General features: G+C 61.1%; 27 protein-coding genes, 1 tRNA gene and 1 riboswitch. Of the genes, 10 read left to right on the plus strand and 18 right to left on the minus strand.

Going from position 1 to position 21,261, the window contains the following annotated elements; all coding sequences use genetic code 11:
- Positions 1 to 17: 17 nt before the first annotated feature.
- The 6 genes from O2N64_RS02230 to O2N64_RS02255 form a co-directional block, all read right to left on the minus strand.
- Complete coding sequence (locus O2N64_RS02230) at positions 18 to 1,283, minus strand: alpha/beta hydrolase family protein (protein WP_271078664.1); 1,266 nt, start codon at positions 1,281 to 1,283, stop codon at positions 18 to 20.
- 101 nt (positions 1,284 to 1,384) lie between these two features.
- The gene (locus O2N64_RS02235; RefSeq protein ID WP_271078665.1) at positions 1,385 to 1,807 is read right to left on the minus strand and encodes a hypothetical protein; all 423 of its coding nucleotides are present in this window, start codon (positions 1,805 to 1,807) and stop codon (positions 1,385 to 1,387) included.
- Between the two features lie 7 nt (positions 1,808 to 1,814).
- Complete coding sequence (locus O2N64_RS02240; protein ID WP_271078666.1) at positions 1,815 to 2,030, minus strand: DUF1737 domain-containing protein; 216 nt, start codon at positions 2,028 to 2,030, stop codon at positions 1,815 to 1,817.
- Between the two features lie 12 nt (positions 2,031 to 2,042).
- A complete protein-coding gene (gene hslU, locus O2N64_RS02245; protein WP_271078667.1) occupies positions 2,043 to 3,341 on the minus strand; it encodes an ATP-dependent protease ATPase subunit HslU in 1,299 nt (432 codons plus the stop codon).
- Positions 3,342 to 3,349: 8 nt separating this feature from the next.
- A complete protein-coding gene (gene hslV / locus O2N64_RS02250; protein ID WP_271078668.1) occupies positions 3,350 to 3,910 on the minus strand; it encodes an ATP-dependent protease subunit HslV in 561 nt (186 codons plus the stop codon).
- Between the two features lie 68 nt (positions 3,911 to 3,978).
- The gene (locus O2N64_RS02255) at positions 3,979 to 4,455 is read right to left on the minus strand and encodes an outer membrane protein assembly factor BamE (RefSeq protein ID WP_271078669.1); all 477 of its coding nucleotides are present in this window, start codon (positions 4,453 to 4,455) and stop codon (positions 3,979 to 3,981) included.
- A gap of 183 nt (positions 4,456 to 4,638) precedes the next feature.
- Between O2N64_RS02255 and O2N64_RS02260 the strand changes: the two genes are divergently transcribed.
- From O2N64_RS02260 to O2N64_RS02270, 3 genes are all read left to right on the plus strand, one after another.
- The gene (locus O2N64_RS02260; protein ID WP_271079590.1) at positions 4,639 to 5,160 is read left to right on the plus strand and encodes a ubiquinol-cytochrome C chaperone family protein; all 522 of its coding nucleotides are present in this window, start codon (positions 4,639 to 4,641) and stop codon (positions 5,158 to 5,160) included.
- Between the two features lie 2 nt (positions 5,161 to 5,162).
- A complete protein-coding gene (locus O2N64_RS02265) occupies positions 5,163 to 5,690 on the plus strand; it encodes a YceD family protein (protein ID WP_271078670.1) in 528 nt (175 codons plus the stop codon).
- A 69-nt stretch (positions 5,691 to 5,759) separates the two neighbouring features.
- Positions 5,760 to 6,299 carry a TPM domain-containing protein gene (locus O2N64_RS02270; protein ID WP_271078671.1) on the plus strand — a complete coding sequence of 180 codons (540 nt, stop codon included), beginning with the start codon at positions 5,760 to 5,762 and terminating at the stop codon, positions 6,297 to 6,299.
- Positions 6,300 to 6,315: 16 nt separating this feature from the next.
- Here O2N64_RS02270 and O2N64_RS02275 read toward each other — a convergent pair whose 3' ends face one another.
- The 8 genes from O2N64_RS02275 to O2N64_RS02310 all read right to left on the minus strand — a co-directional run bounded on the left by O2N64_RS02275 (position 6,316) and on the right by O2N64_RS02310 (position 13,653).
- Entirely contained in the window at positions 6,316 to 7,242 is a 927-nt protein-coding gene (locus O2N64_RS02275) for a hypothetical protein (protein ID WP_271078672.1), read from the minus strand.
- Positions 7,239 to 8,663 (minus strand): glycosyltransferase, encoded by a 1,425-nt coding sequence (locus O2N64_RS02280; protein ID WP_271078673.1) that lies wholly within the window; start codon positions 8,661 to 8,663, stop codon positions 7,239 to 7,241. Before O2N64_RS02280 ends, O2N64_RS02275 begins: the two co-directional genes overlap by 4 nt.
- A 71-nt stretch (positions 8,664 to 8,734) precedes the next feature.
- Positions 8,735 to 9,520 carry an FkbM family methyltransferase gene (locus O2N64_RS02285; protein ID WP_271078674.1) on the minus strand — a complete coding sequence of 262 codons (786 nt, stop codon included), beginning with the start codon at positions 9,518 to 9,520 and terminating at the stop codon, positions 8,735 to 8,737.
- 25 nt (positions 9,521 to 9,545) lie between these two features.
- Positions 9,546 to 10,097 carry a single-stranded DNA-binding protein gene (ssb, locus tag O2N64_RS02290; RefSeq protein ID WP_271078675.1) on the minus strand — a complete coding sequence of 184 codons (552 nt, stop codon included), beginning with the start codon at positions 10,095 to 10,097 and terminating at the stop codon, positions 9,546 to 9,548.
- 102 nt (positions 10,098 to 10,199) lie between these two features.
- Positions 10,200 to 12,047 carry a ferrous iron transporter B gene (gene feoB / locus O2N64_RS02295; RefSeq protein ID WP_271078676.1) on the minus strand — a complete coding sequence of 616 codons (1,848 nt, stop codon included), beginning with the start codon at positions 12,045 to 12,047 and terminating at the stop codon, positions 10,200 to 10,202.
- Positions 12,044 to 12,310, minus strand: coding sequence for a FeoA family protein (locus tag O2N64_RS02300; RefSeq protein ID WP_271078677.1), 267 nt, complete (start codon positions 12,308 to 12,310; stop codon positions 12,044 to 12,046). Before O2N64_RS02300 ends, feoB begins: the two co-directional genes overlap by 4 nt.
- 72 nt (positions 12,311 to 12,382) lie before the next feature.
- Positions 12,383 to 13,057 carry a COQ9 family protein gene (locus tag O2N64_RS02305; protein WP_271078678.1) on the minus strand — a complete coding sequence of 225 codons (675 nt, stop codon included), beginning with the start codon at positions 13,055 to 13,057 and terminating at the stop codon, positions 12,383 to 12,385.
- On the minus strand, positions 13,057 to 13,653 hold the full coding sequence (locus O2N64_RS02310) for an ankyrin repeat domain-containing protein (protein ID WP_271078679.1): 597 nt from the start codon (positions 13,651 to 13,653) through the stop codon (positions 13,057 to 13,059). The genes O2N64_RS02305 and O2N64_RS02310 overlap by 1 nt, the downstream gene beginning before the upstream one ends.
- Before the next feature lie 171 nt (positions 13,654 to 13,824).
- On the opposite strand from O2N64_RS02310, the gene O2N64_RS02315 reads away from it, so the two are divergent.
- From O2N64_RS02315 to O2N64_RS02340, 6 genes are read left to right on the plus strand one after another with little or no spacing between them, the layout of a single operon-like run.
- Positions 13,825 to 14,376 carry an SCO family protein gene (locus O2N64_RS02315; RefSeq protein WP_271078680.1) on the plus strand — a complete coding sequence of 184 codons (552 nt, stop codon included), beginning with the start codon at positions 13,825 to 13,827 and terminating at the stop codon, positions 14,374 to 14,376.
- A complete protein-coding gene (locus O2N64_RS02320) occupies positions 14,364 to 14,807 on the plus strand; it encodes a YcgN family cysteine cluster protein (RefSeq protein WP_271078681.1) in 444 nt (147 codons plus the stop codon). The genes O2N64_RS02315 and O2N64_RS02320 overlap by 13 nt, the downstream gene beginning before the upstream one ends.
- The gene (locus tag O2N64_RS02325; RefSeq protein WP_271078682.1) at positions 14,804 to 15,538 is read left to right on the plus strand and encodes a M48 family metallopeptidase; all 735 of its coding nucleotides are present in this window, start codon (positions 14,804 to 14,806) and stop codon (positions 15,536 to 15,538) included. Before O2N64_RS02320 ends, O2N64_RS02325 begins: the two co-directional genes overlap by 4 nt.
- Before the next feature lie 55 nt (positions 15,539 to 15,593).
- A complete protein-coding gene (locus O2N64_RS02330) occupies positions 15,594 to 16,061 on the plus strand; it encodes a hypothetical protein (RefSeq protein WP_271078683.1) in 468 nt (155 codons plus the stop codon).
- A gap of 13 nt (positions 16,062 to 16,074) precedes the next feature.
- Complete coding sequence (gene ribD, locus O2N64_RS02335) at positions 16,075 to 17,019, plus strand: bifunctional diaminohydroxyphosphoribosylaminopyrimidine deaminase/5-amino-6-(5-phosphoribosylamino)uracil reductase RibD (RefSeq protein WP_271079591.1); 945 nt, start codon at positions 16,075 to 16,077, stop codon at positions 17,017 to 17,019.
- A 10-nt stretch (positions 17,020 to 17,029) separates the two neighbouring features.
- Positions 17,030 to 17,650, plus strand: a complete 621-nt coding sequence (locus O2N64_RS02340) for a riboflavin synthase (protein ID WP_271078684.1) — start codon at positions 17,030 to 17,032, stop codon at positions 17,648 to 17,650.
- Here the strand turns inward: O2N64_RS02340 and O2N64_RS02345 are convergent.
- The 4 genes from O2N64_RS02345 to O2N64_RS02360 form a co-directional block, all read right to left on the minus strand.
- The gene (locus tag O2N64_RS02345) at positions 17,647 to 18,201 is read right to left on the minus strand and encodes a GNAT family N-acetyltransferase (RefSeq protein ID WP_271078685.1); all 555 of its coding nucleotides are present in this window, start codon (positions 18,199 to 18,201) and stop codon (positions 17,647 to 17,649) included. The two genes, O2N64_RS02340 and O2N64_RS02345, sit on opposite strands and share 4 nt — an antisense overlap.
- Positions 18,202 to 18,210: 9 nt before the next feature.
- Complete coding sequence (locus tag O2N64_RS02350) at positions 18,211 to 18,462, minus strand: hypothetical protein (protein WP_271078686.1); 252 nt, start codon at positions 18,460 to 18,462, stop codon at positions 18,211 to 18,213.
- Between the two features lie 77 nt (positions 18,463 to 18,539).
- Entirely contained in the window at positions 18,540 to 19,715 is a 1,176-nt protein-coding gene (locus O2N64_RS02355; RefSeq protein WP_271078687.1) for an amino acid aminotransferase, read from the minus strand.
- An 89-nt stretch (positions 19,716 to 19,804) separates the two neighbouring features.
- Positions 19,805 to 20,662 (minus strand): DUF1134 domain-containing protein, encoded by an 858-nt coding sequence (locus O2N64_RS02360; RefSeq protein ID WP_271078688.1) that lies wholly within the window; start codon positions 20,660 to 20,662, stop codon positions 19,805 to 19,807.
- 212 nt (positions 20,663 to 20,874) lie between these two features.
- Here O2N64_RS02360 and O2N64_RS02365 point away from each other — a divergent pair.
- A tRNA-Ser gene (locus O2N64_RS02365) sits at positions 20,875 to 20,966 on the plus strand.
- 97 nt (positions 20,967 to 21,063) lie between these two features.
- A riboswitch (glycine riboswitch) is annotated at positions 21,064 to 21,155 on the plus strand.
- The last annotated feature ends 106 nt before the right edge of the window (positions 21,156 to 21,261 follow it).

Genomic DNA, 21,261 nt, shown 5'->3' on the forward strand with positions numbered 1-21,261 from the left:
GCTGCAGCCAACCACCTCTACCGCTGCGTCGCCCGCCCATAGGTGCCCGTCACATCGCCCCGCGCCCAATCGGCCATCAGATCGTAGAACCCATCGGTCACGCGCGTAATTTCGCGGCTGCCATCATCCGCCTGAGCGAATTCCCACATTCCGTGATCGGTCTCCGGGAACACGTAGATAGTGATATCGCTTCCTTCGGCGCGAAGGCCGCGTAGCCGTTCCAGAGTGGTATCGATCGGCGCTTCGCGATCTGCTCCTGCCAGCGCCCAGAGCTGCGGCGTTTGCACGTCGCGCAGCACTTCCACCGGATCGAGCGACCAATCGATATTGAGCCGGTCGAACATCGGCACGCCTTCGTCACGCAATTGCGCAATGGGGATATTGAGCAGCACGCCGCTGTAACCGCCGCGAAGGTTCGCCAGCCATGGCTCACCGGCATAGCGATCCCGAAAAGCGGCGAATTCCTCGAGGCCGTCCTGATAATTGGATACGACCATGCGGGCTGTGATGTCGGTCAGTTCGCGGCCCAACGGGACTTCCTCCGAATAACCGCCCTCGCGCAGCTCGAGCTCGACCTGGCTTGCATCTTCTTCGCGGATATCGACCACCAGCCCGTAACCAATGCCAATGAAATCAGCGTCAGCGCGTTCCGAAGCAAGCGGAGCAATCCAGCCGCCCTGACTGAGGCCGACCAGCCCAAACCGGCCGTGCCGATCGACCAGTAAGCGCCGCGCTTCTGCTGATGCTGCGACAAGATCATCGGCCAGATCAGGGAAGTTCTGCGAATAGGTTCCGCCCGATGCACCCGTGCCGCGCTTATCGTATACGAAGACCGTGATGCCCCTGCCGACCATTTGATATGGATCGCGCGCGCGGCCAATCCAGCCCTCTTCCTCGGAGCCGTGAGCAAAGACAATGACCGGAGTATCGGGCCCCGCACCCGGCGGCTGGATGAGCCGCCCGGCCAGCTCGATGTCGCCGGACTGGAAGCGCGTGTCCGTGACCGTCGTTTGCAAGCGCGGCAGGACGATTCCATCGGTATTTACGAGCGTCGGACCGGCGCAGCGGGCCGGCGCGGTCGCATCCGCGATCTGTCCTATCTCTCCAGCTGAGGTCGCGTAATTAAACCCTTCGCTGCCTTCGGTAACGATGATCAATTCACCGTCACCGGATGGATACACGCCCACCATGCAATCGCCGGATGTCATTGGTGCGCGCTGGGTGCCGTCGACAAGCGACGGCTCGATCTCGTCAGCTTGGCAGCCACCGAGCAAACTCGCCATCGTCAAAGCAAAAAAGGTATTCCGCATTTCTGCTGCTTACCGCGCAGCTATCGGCGGTCAATCGACTGGCGCAAACAGATCTATCAACTGAGCAGTCCGCTCTACCGAAGACGATCGCGTATTGTCGCTCGCCGCACCAAATGAAAAATGCCGCGAAAGATCAGATAGGCTGCGGCACCCACAACCATCGGCAGCCAGACGCTCGCGAATTGCATATCGCCGCCGGTCCAGAAAAGCTCTCGCCAGAAGGGGCCGCTCACTTTGAGGTGCAAGGAGATGGCAGAGGCAAAGCCGACAGTGTCTGCCAGAAGACCTAGCAGTGGCAAGCGCCGAAGCAGCATCGCAAACACGTATGCCGCGACCAGTAACGTAATGTGTGAGCCGAGTGTGAATCCAAGCCATGCCATGGGTTGCTCACCAAACGGTGCGCCCGGGCGAGTGATATGGTCGACATAATCGAACGCCGTCAGCGCGGTGAGCAATATCACCAGCCACAACCAGTGCGAACGCCAATGGATCCGCACGATAGTCTCAATCCTTAGGGAGGTAGTCCGGCCAGACCACGGCCTGCGCTACTTTCATCTCACCGCGCCACCAATCGTAGACGGCTTTGGGTTCGCCATAGAGGCGATAGCCCTCTTCCAGAGCTTGTGAGACTTTGAGACAAAAGGCCTTGTCATCCTTACCCGTGATCAGGCGGTAGCCTGACTTGCCGGCGGGAAGATCGTGGATCGGTGAATCGCTCATGTCGGGTTCGCCTTAAAGTACATATTTGCTCAAATCGGCATCGCCAGCGAGTTCGCCCAGCTTTTCGCGAACGTAATCGGCATCGACGGTTACGGTCTGATCGGCCATTTCTTCGGCTTCAAAGCTCAGCTCCTCGAACAGCTTTTCCATCACTGTCTGCAGGCGGCGCGCGCCGATATTCTCGACGCTTTCGTTCACCTGCGCAGCGATGCGGGCGACTTCGGCGACGGCACCTTCGGTCATGTCCACCGTCAGCTTCTCGGTGCCGAGCAGTGCCTTGTACTGGCTGACGAGGTTCGCCTTGGTCTCGCTAAGGATGCGGATGAAGTCCTCTTCCGTAAGCGAGCGCAGCTCGACGCGGATTGGCAGGCGGCCCTGCAACTCGGGCAGCATGTCCGAAGGCTTGGCGACATGGAACGCGCCTGATGCGATGAAGAGAACGTGGTCGGTCTTCATCGGACCGTATTTGGTCGCGACTGTCGTGCCTTCGATCAGCGGCAGCAAGTCGCGCTGCACGCCCTCTCTGCTGACCGAGCCGCCGCGCACGTCGGAGACGGCGATCTTGTCGACCTCGTCTAGGAAAACGATGCCGTTGGTCTCTGCATTGGCAAGCGCCACGCGGGCGACATCGTCTTGGTCCATACGCTTTTCAGCTTCTTCATCGACCAGCCGATCCCACGCATCGGGCACTTTCAGCTTCTGCTTCTTTTTCGGAGGACCGCCGAACGCCTTGCCCATCATCTCACTGAGATTGATCATGCTCGCGCCGTTGCCCATGCCGGGGATGTCCATCTGCATATTGGGCTGATCGGTCACTTCGACTTCGACTTCGGTGTCATTCATCGAATTGTCCACGATCCGCTGGCGGAAGCTTTCGCGCGTTGCCTCGCTGGCGTTCTGGCCGACGAGTGCATCGAGCAGGCGCTGCATCGCAGCCTCGCTCGCCGCTTCGCGCACAGCCTCGCGCCGGCGGTCTTTCTCCAGCCGGATCGCTTCTTCGACGAGGTCGCGGGCGATCTGTTCGACGTCCCGGCCGACATAGCCGACTTCGGTGAATTTGGTCGCTTCGACTTTCACGAAGGGAGCCTCTGCGAGCTTGGCGAGGCGGCGCGAGATTTCGGTCTTGCCGCAGCCGGTCGGGCCGATCATCAGAATGTTCTTCGGCGTTACCTCATCGCGCAATTCGGGCGCGAGGCGTTGCCGCCGCCAGCGATTGCGCAGCGCCACGGCAACCGCGCGCTTGGCATCTTTCTGGCCGATAATATGCTCGTCGAGCGCGCCGACGATGGCTTTGGGAGTCAGGTTTTCCATGAATTCTCTCAGACCGTTTCTACGGTGACATTGCCGTTGGTGAAGACGCAGATTTCCGCCGCCACGGCCATCGCCTTGCGGGCGATCGTTTCGGGGTCATCTTCATATTCGGTGAGCGCGCGGGCAGCAGCGAGCGCGTAATTCCCGCCCGAACCGATCGCGGCGATCCCGCCTTCGGGTTCCAGCACATCGCCATTGCCGGTGAGTACAAGCAGCGTTTCCTTGTCGGCAACGATCATCAGCGCTTCGAGATTGCGCAAGTACTTGTCCGTCCGCCAATCCTTGGCGAGCTCGACAGCGGCGCGCAGCAACTGGCCGCTATATTGCTCAAGCTTACGCTCCAGCCTTTCGAACAGGGTGAAAGCATCGGCAGTCGCGCCAGCGAATCCGGCCACGACTTTGCCATCTTCCCCGATGCGGCGAACCTTGCGCGCATTGGGCTTCATCACGGTATTGCCCATCGAGACCTGGCCATCGCCAGCGATCACGATGCCGCTGTCGCGCTTCACGCCCACAATGGTGGTGCCGTGCCACTGGGTCAGGCCGTGGCTCGCCTTGTCATCACTCATGCGACGCATATGGGCGCGCCCCTCGCGCGCTTCAAGCGATCAGCAATGTGAGAGGAATTGGGAGTGTCTTAGCGCCCGCCGCCGCCGGCAGCACCGGGGCCGGCACCGCCGACCGTGCCGATATTGCCGAACAGGTCTTCCAAGAAGCCGCGCTCACGTCCAAGCGTCGGCGTCGTGTCGTTTTCCGGATCGATCCGGGCGACCTGCTCCATCCCGCTGCGATCGGTGGAGATCACATTGCCCGCTTCATCGAATTGCACGGCGAAGACATTGTGCTGTTCGATGCGCGGCTGGCTGAACGGAGCCTGCTCCGTCCGGCTGGAAATGTAATACCACACCGGATCGCCAAACTGGCTGATCATGGTCGGCTGGCCCAGCGTTTCGCGAACCGACTGCTGGTTGTCGAGACCCGGCTGCACGGCTGCGAACAGCGTTTCGTCGATAATGTAACCGCGATTGGTAGCGATCGAAGCACATCCTGACACCACAAGTGCCACGGCCAGGACCGGCCCTGCCATTGCTGCCTTGCGCACGATCGAACCCATAATCAAATCCTTCAAATATCTCTGGCGTAGACCAAGGGGCAATTGCTTCACCCCCACGGTCACCTATATCAGCGCCGATAGATCAGCCTGAGCCTTAGGCGACCTCTCCCGCCGGTGCAACGCGTTCTAGGGCTTCATCCATTGAACTTGTGCTTAACAAGCCAGAGCAAACGAGAATTGACCATGTCCTTCTGGAAACGCTTCCTCGGAAAAGACGGCCGCGACGAGCTGCGCGACCTGTGGCACGCCACGGTCGGCACCAGCAGAGAGCCCGAATGGTATGCCGATTGCGGCGTGAAAGACAGCGTCGAAGGCCGGTTCGACATGATCGCTCTGGTTATGAGCCTCGTCATGCTGCGGATGGAGAAAAGCGAGGAGCTGGCCCCCAAGACCGCTCTGCTGACCGAGCTGTTCGTCGAGGATATGGACCGGCAGCTGCGCGATACCGGCGTGGGCGATCTTTCGGTCGGCAAGAATATGGGCAAATTGATGAGCGCGATCGGCGGCCGCATGGGCAGCCTGCGCGAGAATTTGACCGAAAGCGATGCGAAGCTCGCCGAGATTCTCCAGCGCAATATGACTTTGAACAATGATGAGGCGAAACCCTTCGCCCTCGCCGTGCGCACCCGCGCTCTTCACAATGATCTGCAGGCGGTGGATGATGCAGCTCTGATGCGCGGGCAATTGCGCCCACTCGAGGCCTGACAATGAGCGATACGCCAGAATTTTCCCGGCCCGCCGATATTCGCGGGATCACTGCCGAACCGGTTGAGCTCGTGGCCGACGAAGCCGAGCGCGCCGCGTTGGCGAAGCGGTTTGGCCTGGTGGCGATCAACCGGCTCGAAGCGCAGCTCAGCCTTGAAGCGGCGGGTGATGAGATTGGAGCTAGCGGCACGATGAAGGCAGACATAGTGCAGAGCTGCGCTGTGTCGGGGGACGATCTGCCCGCCGAAATCCGTGAAGACATTGCCTTTCGTTTCGTCCCTCTCGCCAGCCTTGAAGCGAATGAAGAGGACGAGGAAATCGAACTCGACGAGGATGATCTCGACGAAATCGGCTATTCGGGAACGCAATTCGACTTGGGCGAGGCTGTCGCACAGAGCCTAGCGCTGGCCATCGATCCCTATGCCGAAGGGCCCGGTGCGGATGCCGTGCGGCGCGAGCAGGGTCTGATCGAGGAAGGCGAAGGAAGCGGCCCGCTGGCCGATGCCCTGCGCGGCCTCAAAGGCGAGTAGATACGGAACCTGTTATCGGGCCTGCGTGTTGAATGAGCGAAACGCAATTCGTCATAAGGACATCACCCGATGAAAGCCCTGCGCGCCGCCACCAATACCGCCACCATCGCCCTTGCGCTGGGCCTCGCCGCCTGCGGCTCTTCAGAAGAGGTCGGCGATTCGGGCCTTGGTGACGAGCCAGCGGCAGAAGCCGATGTCTATGACGCCGAAACCACCGACAGCGTCGATACCGACATGCCGACGCAGGGCGATTGGTCGGGCATTGAAAGCGCGCGCGGCGAAATCGAAGAAATCCTTGCCTCGGCTGGCGATGAATATGCGCCTGCTTTCCATTTCGTCGTGGTCGATTCGCTCGATATCGATACGGCTGGCGGCGAGACGCCGTTCATGGCTGCCGGCATGGCCGCAGCCGATCAGGGCGGATCGACGATCGTGGTGTACACTCAGGATCAGCAAGTGCACATCACCGGCGATGAAGGACTCGCCTATATGGTGGAAGACCGCAATCGTATCGAAGGCGAAATGGCCGACTATTTCGATCGCGGTGAATATGTCGAAGGCATTCGGCAAGGGCTGTCCATGATAGACGAATGGAATGCAGAGCCCTGATCCCACTGGCACTGATTTAGAAAGCTAGTGTCACACCGGCCCTTCCCATCACATAGTCGTAATCGGTGCCGCCGGTGATCGAATTATTGCTGTAGGTCACCTCCCCGAACACAGTGAGGTCGCGGCGATCGCGCGGGCTCTCGATGCGCAGATTGCCGTACCGCGCGAGCGACCAGTCGCCGCCTCCGCTGCTCTGCGCTCCCGCTCCGCCAGCCGCCAGAAACATCCAGCCATCGGTATTGAGACGGCGCAATTGCACCAGCGGGACGACGCTCACGAAATTTCGCGGTGAGAAATAGTCGAATTCGCCCGGCTCGGTAGAGTGGTAGTAGCGGGCATCGACCTGCGCGCTCAGCCCCAGATCGGCGTCGACCGCATGCACCAGCCGTCCGCGCAGGTGCAGCCGCTCATTCCGCCCTGAAAACTCCTGCACACCAACCGTTACGCTGGCGCTCGTGCTGTCGGTTACTGGCACGTCCGTGCTCGCCCCGACGAAGGTGTAATAGATGCGGCGATTGAGACCCTGCTCGGTCTCGATAATCTCGCGCTCGATAAACAGGCTCTGCGACCAGTCCGCGCGGCGGAGTTCCGCATTGCCCAGCACGGTGTGGCCGTCGGTGCCGACCCGCGCCCGCCAGCGCCAGTCCTCTCCCAAATGGTCGGCAAGATCGAGGTAGATGCGGGTGTCGCTTTCGGGCTCCCCCTTGGCGGGAGAGAAGCGCGCCGCTTCCACCGCAATTCCGGCATATCGGTCGCGGTCCTCGAAGGAGATGAGCGCGCGGCCCAGCAGCTTGACGACTTCTGTGCCTTCGGAGTCGCCGCTCACCCAGATCTCCGCCCCTGCGGCAGGACCGCTTTCCTCATTAGACTGCGCCGCCGCCGGAGCAGCCATCACGCCGAGCATCGCCGCCAGCGCGGCTCCTGTCATGAAGCGCGACATCATTTGGTATCCCATGCTTTGCGAAGGCCGATCAGTTCGGCCAAATAGCCCCACACGCACACCGGCTGCATCAGCAGGCTGTAGGCAAGCGCATAAAAGAAAAAGCCGCCGCGATTGCGCCGTACTTTCAATCCCTCACGCCGGTAAACGCGCGACTGGATGCGGAAGATGATGCCGTTCCAAAGCACGGTCAGCGGAAGGACCGCGATGGTGAGCGGCCCGGCGATGTAGAAATAGCCGAAACACGCAATCACCAGCCCGGGAATGAAGACCAGCGTGTAGACCAGATCGAGCGGCAGGAAGCAGACGTTCCACCAGATAAACAGCGTAGACATGCGGCGCTGGAACAGCAGCTGCCAATGCGCCTTGAACGCTTCCATAAGCCCGCGCGACCAGCGCTTTCGCTGCAAGGCGAACTGCCGGATCGTGTCAGGCACGTTGGTGAAGACCAGCGCATCGTCGGCATAGCCAATGCGATAGCCGCGCTTCAGCAACGCCCATGACAGGACGATGTCCTCGCCCACGCATTCAGGCCAACCGCCCACCTGCTCGAGCGATTTGCGGCGGTAAATGCTGAAAGCCCCCTGCGCCACCAGCGTGCCATGATACATGCCCTGCATCCGCTTGATCGAAGCGATGCCGTGGAAATAGTCCCACTCCTGCGCCTTGCAGATGAGATTGCGGCGCGAATTGCGCACCATCACGGCTCCGGCAATCGCCTGCGTATCGGGCGGATCGGAATGCAGCCGCTCGACGATCTTGCGAAGACCATCGCGCTTCACCCATGAATCGCCATCGATGGTGACGATAAGATCGTGACTGGCCGCTGCCAGACCATCGTTCAGCACTGCCGACTTGCCGCGGTTGACCTGGAAATCGAGCACCCTGACCGTCATGCCTTCGGGAAATTCCAGTTCGTCAATCGCGGCATTGGCCAAGGCGACCGTCTCATCCTTTGAGCCATCGTTCAGCACGAAGACTTCGAGCAGTCCGGGATATTCCTGCCGCGAAAGACTGGTGAGCGTATCGCGGATCGCCGCCGCCTCATTATAGGCCGCAACCAGAATGGTGACACCGGGATAGGTGCCCAGCATCCTGCGGCTCGGCTTCCTGTCGAAGAGGAGCGAGGACAGCAGGAAGGCGTTCATGAAGCCGGGGACGTAGGCGATGAAAGTGATCGCGATGACCGCAAAGGCCATTGTAGTGACGCTCGCCAAGTCACGGACCCAGTTAACCGAAAGCCAGACGCTGAACGCCGTCCAGGCGCACGCCAGAAAACAGGTGAGCAGGAATTTGTACTTGAGAGGCAGGTAGAAACGGCTGCGCTGCTCCGGCGGTTCAGGCGCAAGTTCGGGCAGAGCGACATCGCTCGCCTCCACGGAAATCTCTTCCGCGTAGCTTTCCGCTTCCCTGGAGGCCTGCATGTCCATGCGCCCTCCATGGACAAACATGGATAGCGATTGCTGAGCAGCGCCCTACGCAGTCCTACCTAGGTTTAGCCGCGCCAGAGCTCCGGCAGGGGCAAGTCGGCGCGGTTCGGATCATTGGGCTTATCGAGAGGATGCGGAAACGGACCAGCCGGTTCGCCATCGCGCAGCCTGTCCCGCCGCAGCAGGGTAAATTCAATCACGCGCGGCACGGTGATATTGCCGCGCTTCACCACTCCGCCGTAATTATTGGGATGCGCATGCACGAGAGCAAAATGCTCGAGCAGCCGCGCGAACATAGCGGACAGCACGGTAAATCCTTCGCGATCCAGCAGCCGGTCCAGATGGTGCGCTTCGAGCACGATTATGCGAAACCGGCGCAGCACTTCATCGGGGGCATTGAGCAGGACAGGCACTTCGGCGCCTTCGATGTCCATCTGGAGGATCAGATCATCGTCGCCCGGTGCATGGCCGTCGACCCATCGTTCCAGTGTCGTGAGAGTATCGCTTTCGACGACGCCGAGATATTTGCGCAGGAATGTGCCGCCCGGAAGATCCGCCGGCATTGCCTCGACCGAGGCATCGGCGAGATGCGAGATGATGCCTCTTTCCGCGCAATCAGCCTCGAACGTCGCGCGATCATCCACGCCGGGTGAGAAGCAGGCCGTAATGCCTTCCAGATCGTCGGGCACGAGATAGCCGCCATCCCCATCGGCACCCATGCGGATGAGGTCATGCCCGCTGCCCACCGGGCGCAGTCGATTGATGAGCGCGCGCAGAGCCTCCTGATCGGAGGGCATGCCGATGGAAATACCAAGATTGGCGAAAAGAGAGGCTAGTGCGTGCTTCAGCATGGCCGGTCAGCCTGCCGCGCCCGCCTCAGAACGGAATATCGTCGTCCAGATCGTCATAGTTGGAGCCGCCACCGCCCGATGAGCTGCCACCGCCAGAGCCTCCGCCCTGATCCCAGCCGCCCGGAGCGCCGCCAGCATTGCCGCGATCGCCGTAACCGGCACCGCCGCCGCCTCCGCCGCCAAAGCCGCCTCGCTGGCCACCACCGCCACCGCCGCCACCTTCGCCGCGCCCATCGAGGCCCGTCAGCGTGCCGGAATAGGGACGCACCACGACTTCGGTCGAATAGCGGTCATTGCCCTGCTGATCCTGCCACTTACGCGTCTCCAGCTGGCCTTCGACATAGACCTTGCTGCCCTTGCGCAGATATTGCTCAGCGTAGTTTGCAGCGCCTTCCTGAAAGATGGCGACCGTGTGCCACTGCGTGCGTTCCTGCCGCTCACCCGAGTTGCGGTCCTTCCACGATTCACTGGTGGCGACGCGCAAATTGCACACCTTCCCGCCATTCTGAAAAGAGCGCACTTCCGGGTCAGCACCCAGATTGCCGATAAGCATCACTTTGTTGAGGCTGCCCGCCATGATTGTCGATTCCTTGTCTGTTCAAGGGACAGGCTTATCGAAGGGTCCGCTGAGTCGCCACCCCCACTCGGGCGGTGTGTCCACAGCGGATGCGATTATTCGCTACAATCCGAGACCGACAGCCGCCCAATAGGTGAGGCCCGCGAAGACATAGGCGAGCGCAAACAGATAACCCACCATCACCATGGGCCATTTCCAGCCATTGGTCTCACGCCGCGCGACAGCAATGGTCGAGAGGCATTGCGGCGCAAAGACGAACCACGCGAGGAAGGCGAGTGCGGTGGGCAAACTCCAGCGCGCAGAAATCTGATCGCGCAGCGCGTTTTCGGTTTCTTCCTCATCGTCGGAATCCACCGCATACGTCGTGGCGAGCGAGGCGACGGCGACTTCGCGCGCGGCCATGGCGGGCACCAGCGCCAGAGTCATCTCGCGCTGGAATCCGATCGGCTCGAATGCGGGCTGCATGAAGCTCGCAATTTGTCCTGCGGCAGAGGCATCGAGCTGGCTTTCGCCCGGCTCCGCCTTGGGGAAGGTAAGCAGCAGCCATAGGATCACGGTCGCTGCAAAGATGATCGTACCAGCGCGGCGCAGGAATACCCACGCGCGCTGCCACAGTCCGATCAGCACATCGCGTAGCGGAGGCAGCTGGTACTTTGGCATTTCCATGATGAAGCCAGAAGCCGCGCCCTTGGTCGCCGTCCGGCGCAGCACGAGTGCAACGACCATCGCCCCGATGATCCCGGCGATATACAGGCCGAAGAGGACGAGCCCCTGCAATCCGATACCTGGACCCACGGCGGTCGACGGAATAACCGCCGCAATAATGACGGTATAAACCGGCAAGCGCGCCGAACAGGTCATCAGCGGGGCGATCAGGATCGTCGTCAGCCGGTCCTTAGGATCGGCGATAGACCGGGTCGCCATGATGCCGGGAATAGCGCAGGCGAAACTGGAAAGCAGCGGGATGAAGCTGCGCCCCGACAGGCCCACATAGGCCATCAGCCGGTCCATAATGAAGGCGGCGCGCGCCATATATCCCGATTGCTCCATCACCAGGATGAAGGCGAACAGGATGATGATCTGCGGCAGGAATACGACGACCGAGCCGACCCCGGCGATCACGCCTTCAGTCAGGAAATCGCGTATGAAGCTCTCGCCCATTGAGGAAGTGACGAGCGCCGAAGCGCCTTCTGCCAGCCCTTCAATCGCCCCGATCAGCGGGTCGGCCCATGCGAACACAGCCTGAAAGACGACGAAAAGCAGAGCGAACAGAATGATCGGGCCAAGCCATGGGTGCAGCAACACCTTGTCGAGGTTCGCATACAGCTTACGCTCCCGGCTTTCTGAAAGGATCGCCGCCTTGGCAATGTTGCGCGCCGCGAGCCGCTGTTCCGGCATGGAAAGACTGGCCACCTGATGGCGAGTGGAAAGATCCTGATGGTTCGCCGATTCCATCGCCTCGGCCAGTGTATCGAGGCCCTTCTTGCGCACCGCGATTGTCGGAACGACCGGCACACCCAGAGCATCGGAAAGAGCGGCTGGATCGAGTGTCAGCCCGTCACGCTCGGCCAGATCGACCATGTTGAGCGCTACCACTGTCGGCACGCCCAGAGAAATGATTTCCTGCGCAAAAACCAGGTGCTGCTCCAGATTGGCCGCATCCATCACGATAACCAGCAATTCGGGCTGCGCTTCGCCGGGGAACTCCCCTTGCACGACTTGGCGCGTGACTTCTTCATCGGGGCTCGCCGCATCGAGCGAGTATGAGCCCGGCAAATCGATCAACTCAAGCGGCTGCCCATCGGGCATCATCATCCGGCCCGCTTTCCGCTCAACCGTGACGCCCGGATAGTTGGCGATCTTCTGGCGCGCACCGGTCAGCGCGTTGAACAGCGCGGTCTTGCCAGCGTTCGGATTGCCGACCAGCGCGGCGGTGCGAAGGCGCGTCATAGCGATTTCACCAGAATAGCCTTGGCGTGTGCTCGCCTGATTGCCACCGTCGTCCGGCCGATCACCAGCGCGATCGGATCACGTCCGAAGAATACGCCGCGATGCGCGACGGCCACCCGCGTTCCCACATCGAGCCCGAGAGCGCGCAGGCGCTTTGCCTCATCGGGCGCGAGCGCGCCCCAGTTGACGGAGAGGATTTCCGCCCGTGCGCGCGGCGCGAGGCTATCAAGCGTAGCGGTGTCTGATGGTCTGGTTTCGGTCACGGCGCAGGCCGTGCCAGAGCGCCCCATTAATTGCAACTAATTCTCATTAGTGTTTCTCGGGATGGGTCGCGATCAGTTCTGCGGATAGCGCAATCGGCCAAGAAAACGCGCGATATCGAAATGCTCACGGTCGCCGCCAAGCCACTTTGCCTTGGCCTTTTCGAATTTCATCACGCCTTCGATCCGGCGATCGAGGAAGGCTGCGGTTTCCGCCTTGTCCTCGCTTTCATCGCTCTTCCAGACGGCGAGAGTCGCTGCATAGATCGACGCGAGAATCGCGCGCTTAGTGTAGTGATTGTAGTCAGTCGCCGTATCGCCGGCCAAGCGCCACATCTTGTCCGCCGATGACCAGCCCTGCTTGAGCGCGGTAGGAGCGTTCTGCGGTTGGGCCTGAATGGCCATGGCGCGCGACAGCGATTCTTCGAGGCCTTCGATGGCTTCAAGCCTGAACCATACCAGCGAGCGAATGCGTTCGCGGATCGGCATATTGTCGAGCCCACCGTCAGCAAATGCGTCTTCCATCTTTTGGTCGATGGATGCGACCCACGCGTCGATCATGTCCATCGCACGGCCGCTCAGCCCTTTGGCCGGGAAAGCCAGTCGCGCCACATCCGGATCGACGTCCTGCGCCTCAGCCGCCACTGTCAGCGCAGCATCGCTCCAGCCGTCGAACATCGCTGCCAGAGCAATTTCCGGCGCGAGCGCGACGCGCAATTCATCCAGAGTCAGGTCGTCATTATCAGCCATCAGAATGCCGGACCGTAAGTCTCGCCCTCGCCCTCAGCACTAGCATCCTGCTCATTGGCTTCAAGGACCATGAGGATGCGCGGTGGCACACCTCTTTCGCGGGCATAATCGCGGGCGCTGCGCCCGGTATTGTCGGTGAGGTCAGGATTGGCGCCCGCTTCCAGCAAAACCTCGATCAATTCGACATTCCGGGAGTGAATGGCCGCAATCAGCGGCGTCTCGCCCGCCTGATTGGCGACGTCCACGCGCGCCCCGCGACGCACGAGAACTTCGATCGCTTCCAGAAAGCCTATTTCGCTCGCTGCGATTAGCGGGGTGCGGCCGCGATTATCTGCAACATTCGGATTGGCACCTTCCTGCAGAAGCCACCGTGTCCACGTAATATCCCGGCGCGCGACCACGACATGAAGCGCGGTCTCTCCACTGGTGAGATCGCGCGTATTGATTATCGTGCTGCCCGGTTCGTTGAGCATTTCGGTGGCTTCGGTGCCATTGCGATCGCGCACCGCTTCAAGGAACTGGTAGCCATCCGAATAAAACTGCGCCTGCGCCGGCACGGCGAGCGCAAAAGCGCTGCCTGCGGCAAAAATCGTCAAAATTGTGCGAAGAGCCGCTCGGGCCACCCCAACCTCCTGTTCGAATTGTGCGCAAAAGCCTGCCCACGGGCCAGACTTTACCTTGCCTGCGCTGCGTTAGCAGAGCATGAACCATTCGTCATGTCTGCTTGGTGCAAATCTCTTAAAACACTCGCAGCGCTCAGCGCCACCGTGACTTTGGTCGCGTGTGGCAATGGGGAGCCGCAAACCCCTCCGCCATTGTACGATTCCGCTGTCGTCGGCGGTTTCGATCTGGTTGATAGCGCGGGCAACCCGGTTACCGATGCCGATTTCGAAGGCCGGTATCAGATGGTCTATTTCGGCTATGCCTATTGCCCCGATGTCTGCCCCTTCGATGTGGCGCGCATGGTGCAGGGTTACGAGCAATTCGCTGAGGCCAATCCCGATCTGGCAGAGGACATCCAGCCGATTTTCATCACCGTCGATCCGGAGCGCGATACGCCGGAAGTAATTGCCGAATTCACGGCGAATTTCTCCGACGATCTGATCGGGCTGACCGGTTCGCCCGAAGCCATCGAGGAGGCGGCAGCGAACTACTTTGCCTATTACAGCAAGATGGAGCCCAATGCCGAAGGTGGCTATCTGATGGATCATTCGCGATCGGGCTATCTGGTCGACCAAGAAGGCCAGCCAATGGCCCTGCTGCCGGTCGAACAATCAGCCGACGCCGTCGCTGCGGAACTTGAGAAATGGGTGCGCTGAGAGAGCGATTTTGGGAATTGCCGCTCGATGCGCTGACGCGTGAAGAGTGGGAAGCGCTGTGCGATGGCTGCGGGCGCTGTTGCCTGCACAAGCTGGAAGATGACGATACTGGCGAGATCCACGAAACCAATGTCGCCTGCAAACTGCTCGACACCGGCACCGCGCGTTGCATGGATTATCGCCACCGCAAGGCCTTCGTCCCTGATTGCCTGCGCCTGACGCCCAAACTGGTGCAGCAGGTGCGCTGGCTTCCCAAGACATGCGCCTATAAATTGCGTGCCGAAGGCGATCCCCTGCCCGATTGGCATTACCTTCTCAGCGGCAGCCGCGATGCCATGCTGGAAGCGGGCGCCTGTGTTGCCGGTCGCTGCGTCAGCGAGACGGTGGCGGGCGATCTGGAGCACCATCTGACCGATTGGGACGAATCGTGATCGACTGGCTGCGCAAGGATATGCAGAACCCAAGTGTCGAGATCGACGGCACCCACTTGCCTATCGCCATTCGCCGCCATGCTCGCGCCAAGCGGCTGACCATGCGGCTCGCGCCGGATGGCAGCGAAGTGCGCATCACCCTTCCGCGCTGGGGCAGAACGCTGGATGCCATTACCTTCGCCAATGCCCGCAAACCCTGGATCGCGCGCCAGATTTGCAAAGTGCCCGCCAAACTTGAAATCGCGCCGGGTGCTGATGTGCCCTATCGCGGCGGGACTTTACTGCTGAACTGGCAGGCGGGGGGCAGTCGCAAAGTGCTCCATAAGGACGGCACGCTCCATGTCGGCGGGCCGCAGGACCGGCTCGCCGGGCGCGTCCAGCGATGGCTGGAAGCCGAAGCGCTCCGGCTCACCGGTGAGGACCTCGCCCATTACTGCAGCCGCGCAGATCTCCCCGTCTCGCAATTGCGGCTATCGCGCGCAAAGCGGCGCTGGGGTTCATGCTCCGGGGAGAGTCGCAATGGGCGCTGCATTCGCATCAATTGGCGATTGGTGATGGCACCTGACCATGTGCGCCAATCGGTAGTGGCGCATGAAGTGGCGCATCTCGTGCATTTCGATCATTCGCCCGCCTTTCACGGCCTTCTGGGCGAAATCTTCGATGGTGACATCAGCGAGGCGGATGCGTGGCTGAAAACCGAAGGGCGCAGCCTCTATGCTGTGTTCAGCTGAGCACTTGTAAAGCGCAGGCTGGCTAAAGCCGCAAAGGCCACCTATCTGTGCAGCCATGAAGGGTTTTTTCCGCCGTGTTTCGCCCAAGCGGGCTGTGGGTGATTTCGCCGAACGGTGGCGTCAGCCAACGCCGCATCGCTGGCAAATCCTTGGTGTCGCCTGTGCTGCCACATTCTGCCTGTTCTTTCTCCTCATCCCCGAAGGTGAGAAAGCCCCGCTGCCGCGCCCAGAGCTCGTGTACATCTCTACATTTGCAGACGATCGGACCGATGCAGAAATCATCGCATCCAACTGTGCCAATCAGGAATTGCAGGATGCGATCGATGCGCGGCTCGCCGAACGCGCGGAACTGCGCCGCGAGATGTATCGCGCGTTGGGACGGGCAACTTTCATCGACGTCGATGAGATGGAAGCCGAAATTGAAGCCGAGCGCGAGGCCAGGGGCGAAGTAGACGAAGGGCCGAGCGAGGAAGATCTGGCTTTGAGCATCGAGGAATATTGCGCGCGTGCTACGGAAGGCTGAAGACGCGCGCTGGATGGCAGCTGCAGCTGCCCTCGCGGAGCGCGCCCGTCCGCTCAGTTCCCCCAATCCGGGTGTGGGCGCGATTATCGTGAAAGACGGCGTTGTTGTTGGCCGAGGCTGGACCCAGCCGGGCGGTCGGCCACATGCCGAGGCCATGGCGCTGGAAGACGCCGGTGAGGCAGCAAACGGCGCGACAGCCTATGTGACGCTCGAACCATGCGCACATCAATCTCCACGCGGACCGAGCTGTGCATCACTTCTGGCGGCCTCGGGCATCGCCCGCCTCGTCTATGGGATTGAAGATCCCGATCCGCGTACAGCAGGCGCAGGCATCGCGATGTTGAAAGACAGGGGCGTTGACTGCGTGCAGGTCGAAAGCGATGCAGTCCGTGAAAGCCTAGCTGGCCATCTGATGCAATTGAGCGAAGGCCGCTCGCATGTGACGCTCAAGCTCGCCATGTCACTCGACGGGTGCATCGCAATGGCCAATGGTGAAAGCCAGTGGATCACGGGCGAAACTGCCCGCGCGCATACCCATCGTGAGCGAGCGCGCGCCGATGCCATACTGGTGGGCGGCGAAACGCTGCGGAGCGACAATCCCCGTCTGAATGTGCGGCTGGGCGGTTTGGAAAATCGCTCGCCGCGCAAGCTCGTCCTTACCCGCGGAAATGCATCCGAAGGCTGGGAAGCGGTCAAATCACCCGAAGCCATTCGCGACCTTGCAGACGCGCGCTATCTCTTCATCGAAGGGGGTGCGGGCGCTGCCAGCGCTTTCCTTGAGGCCGATCTCGTCGACCGCCTGCTCATATACCGCGCGCCGATCCTGATCGGTGGCGGCCGCGCGGGCGTCAGTGACTTCGGTCTTGGAAGCCTGCAAAGCGCACATGGCCGCTGGCGGCCTGAAAGCTGCCTTACCCTCGGGGAAGACAGGCTCGAAATTTACACGCGCACGCGCTAGGAGCTCGCCCATGTTCACAGGTATCGTCACCGCCATCGGCACAATCGAAAGCGCAGAGCAGCGCGGCGATTTGCGCCTGCGCGTCGCATGTCCGTTCGACCCTGCAGACATCGCCATCGGCGCGAGTATCGCCTGTTCGGGTGTGTGCCTGACCGCTGTCGACAAGGGCGGCACGAAGGGAGATGCGCATTTCACCGTCGATGTTTCGGCGGAAACCGTGAGCCGCACGGCGAAAGGCATGTGGCAGGAAGGCGCGGAGCTCAATCTGGAGCCCTCGCTGCGCATCGGTGATGAACTCGGCGGTCATATCGTGACCGGCCATGTCGATGCGGTAGGCAAAGTGGTCGATTGGCAGCCGTCCGGCGATTCCATGATCGCAGTGATTGCCGCTCCCGCCGCGCTCGCGCCTTTCATTGCCGAAAAGGGATCGATCACCGTCAACGGCGTGTCGCTCACGGTGAATTCCGTGGAAGACCAGCCCGACGGCGCAGCGCATTTCACGCTCAATATCATTCCGCACACAGGCGATGTGACCACGCTGGGCGGCCTGCGACAAGGCGGCGAGGTCAATCTCGAAGTCGATACGATCGCGCGCTACCTGCACCGCATGCAGGCCCTGCGCGCCCGCTAGCCCTTGGCCAATATCCGCTCGTAGTCTAACCGCGTCATTTCGTAATACAGATGGACAGCTTCGCCGATGCCGGGAAGCACCGCTCGTTCAATCCGGTCTGGCGATAGCTGCGCGCCGATCTTCTCCAGCGCACGGCGGCTGCGCCAATTCGCTTCACCGACCCGAAAATCGACGCGTGCCACGCTTGCCAGTGCGTGATCGACCATCAGTCGCTTCATTTCTCGATTGGCGCCCGTGCCCCAGTAATGCGGATCGAGAAAAGTCCAGCCGATCTCTACCGATCCTCCATCTGCCGGATCGTATGCCTGAAATCGGGACGAACCAATGATGTCGCCTGATGCGCGATCAATCGCGGCAAGCGCACCACCCTTTGCCAGTGCATCGTCGAAGAACTCCCGGAAAACTTCCTCCTGCCAGCGATCATGCATTGGATGCATGGCCCAAACCTTGGGGTTTGCGGCAACGGCGTAGAGCTTATCCCAGTCCGCGGCTGTCAGTGGGCGCAGATTGATCGTGTTGCCGCGCAAGGTAGGTTGGCGATCCAGAGACACGGCGGTGGTTTAGCCGAACAGCCGCGCAAAGAGCCCTCGACCGCGCCTTGAGGGGCGCGACTGACCGCTGATTTCGAACAGGTAATTGGCCAGCTGAACAGCCTGATTCCGGTCCATCAGATAAATATGCGAATGCACGTCATCGCGTTCGTGCGGTGGCGGCTTGGTGACGCTCTGCATCCGCAGGCTGATGCGATCTCCCGCTTGGCTGGACGCCCAGCCGACGAGCGCGCCGTAATCAATATGTTTGCTGTCTTCCATCGCCGCACTCCCCAATTCGCATGCGGAAGTTAAGCGATGAGCGCTGCAATGATCAATCGGGCAGCGCAGCCTTATCCCTAGCCAGTCACATCGGCGAGCGCGGCAACGAATGCATCGATATTGCCGAGGGTGAGGCCTGCCACGTTGATGCGGCCCGATCCGGCCATATAAACCGCGTGATCCTTGCGCAGTTGCTGCACTTGCTCTTTCGAGACCGGCAGCATGGCGAACATGCCCTGCTGTCGGCCGAGCGGTTCCAGATCCACGCTGCCTGCCGTACCCGAGGCTGCAAGCGTAGAGCGCACTGCGGCGATGCGCTCACGCATGGATTGAAGCTCATCGAGCCACTGCTGCGTCAGTTCGGCATCTTCCAGAATGATGCGGATGGCCGCGCCGCCGTGATCGGGCGGCATGGACCAGCTCGCCCGCGCCAAGGCAGACGCGTTGGAGATCGCGCGTGCGGTCGTTTCGGCATCGGCCGTCTGCACATAAAAGGCGCCGACCCGGTCGCGATACATGCCGAAATTCTTGTCGCAGCTATAGGCGACCAGCACTTCCGGCACGGCGGTCATCACAGCGCGCACGCCATAGGCATCCTCGTCCATGCCTTTGCCCAAGCCCTGATAGGCGACATCGATGAGCGGGATGACGGGGCTGTTTTTCAGAAGTCCTGCAATCTCGTCCCACTCGGCAGGGGTGTAGTCGACACCGGTCGGGTTGTGACAACAGCCGTGGAGCAGGATGGCATCACCCTCGCCTGCATTCGCCAGCGCAGAGCGCAGCCCATCCATATTGGCGCTGCCATCGCCGTTCGCATGCTCAAAGCCGACCAGCTCCAGCTCAAGATCGTCGAGAATCTGCGCATGGTTCGGCCAGCTCGGCGTCCCCATCAGGACGCGGCTCACTCCGGCCTTCTTTGCGAGCGCAAGCGCAAGGCGCACAGCGCCCGTGCCGCCGGGCGTCTGCATGCCTTCCAGCCGGCCATCGTCAGGCGCGGCATCGCCAAAGATGTGCGGGATCAGGCCGCTGACGAAGCCCATATCACCCTCGGGCCCGAGATAGGATTTGCTGTCCTGGTTATCGACGAGGCGTTGCTCTGCACCTTTGATCGCCTCGAAGACCGGCGTGGCACCATCGGCGGTTTTGTACACGCCGACGCCGAGATCGATCTTGTCCGCGCGCTCATCCGCTTTGAAAAGCTTGATCAGGGCCAGCAGGGCATCAGGGGCTTGTTCGTCGAGTCTGTTCAGCATGGGAAGCGCAATGCCTCCCTGCGCGAATCATCGCAAGGCTTCTGACGCCAATTTCAGTGCGAATTCCTATTCGCCGATGAAGGGTGGCTTTAGAAGGGAAGCCAGCGCTGTTCGCGCGAGAAGCGCATATAGCCGGCATTGATGCCCAGCCGCAGGCCTGCACCCACGCGGATCGGGATGAGCACAATGTCCCCCCGGCGCACGTAGCTGGCAGTGAAGCCGCCGACGAAATAGGCCTGTCCCTCGCCAGCGGGGAAACGCTCATACAGCTCTTCGGTGTCGTAGAGATTATAGACCAGAACGAAGGTGTTACCGGCATTGGCACCCGCATCGAGACCGATCGAGGGACCAGTCCAGTACACAGGCATATTGCCCTCGACGGCATGGTAGAGAGTGCCCGAACCATAGCGCACACCAAGGATGAATGCGCCGCTGCCTTCGCGGCCGACGATATAGCCATTGGGCTCACCCTGATCGGCCAGAATGTCCTGAATGAGCCGGGCGAGACCTTCCGCACCGCGGCCGAACAGCCCTTCGGCAGCACCGATCAGGTCATCCTCGCCATAAACGGTTTCGGGATCGTCGACCGGAGGGAAAGTTTCTGTGTCGACCGTTGCGACCTGCTCGCCTTCGCTCTGCATCGGCGGCAGATCGAGCACGGGCCGTGCATCACTAGATTGGACCGGGTCGGTTGTATCCTCTGTCTGATAACGCGGCGTCGCCTCGCTCCGATCATAGGCGCCGGTGTAGGCCGAGGAATCATCCGATGCGGAATCGCTCGTCACCTCATCGCCGGGCGAAGGTTCGATCAGGTCACCATCGATCACGACATTGGGATCGACCGTCTCGATATCCTGCGCCAGAACGGGCACGGAAAAGGCCGCGGCCAGCGGCGCTAGGGCAGCAAGCGCGGTTATGCGAATTGCAGCGGTCAAACCTGTCTTCATGGCCAATCTCCGATCCCGATACGGGCAAGGCTTTGCTTCCCTAAGAGAATCCCCTGCGCCTGAAGCGGCAATGAATAGGCGGCAGAGCGAATCCGTTTTGCGGTGAACCGAATCCGGGGAACCGCTCAATCAAGGAACTTTGCCGGTTTGAGAAACGGCTCTTGAAGCGCGCCCCACCCCTCGTTATAGCGCGCCACTTGCCACACAGGTCCGGAGACGTGGGTGAGTGGCTGAAACCAGTTCCCTGCTAAGGAACCATACCTCTATCGGGGTATCGAGGGTTCGAATCCCTCCGTCTCCGCCACCTGTGAAAATCCCTCACAATTGATGTCGATGTCGATTGACCGCGCCGGTGCTTTCGCGCAGAGCCTTGGCTTGCCTGGTGGGCGGCTGAGTCGCCTGGCAGATGCGCGGGAGAGCTCTCCATTTGCTGGAGGCGCCGAAGGAGCAACCGCCCCGGAAACTCTCAGGTCACAGGGACCGCGCAGCTGGCACAGGCACTCTGGAAAGCGCATCGGTGAAAGCCGCTGCCACCGAAGGAGTAAGGCGGCTTTTGTAAAGCTGCCGGAATCTCTCAGGTCTCAAAGACAGAGGGGGCA

Origin of the sequence: Aurantiacibacter sp. MUD61 (assembly GCF_027912455.1) — a bacterium.
Lineage (GTDB): Bacteria > Pseudomonadota > Alphaproteobacteria > Sphingomonadales > Sphingomonadaceae > Alteraurantiacibacter.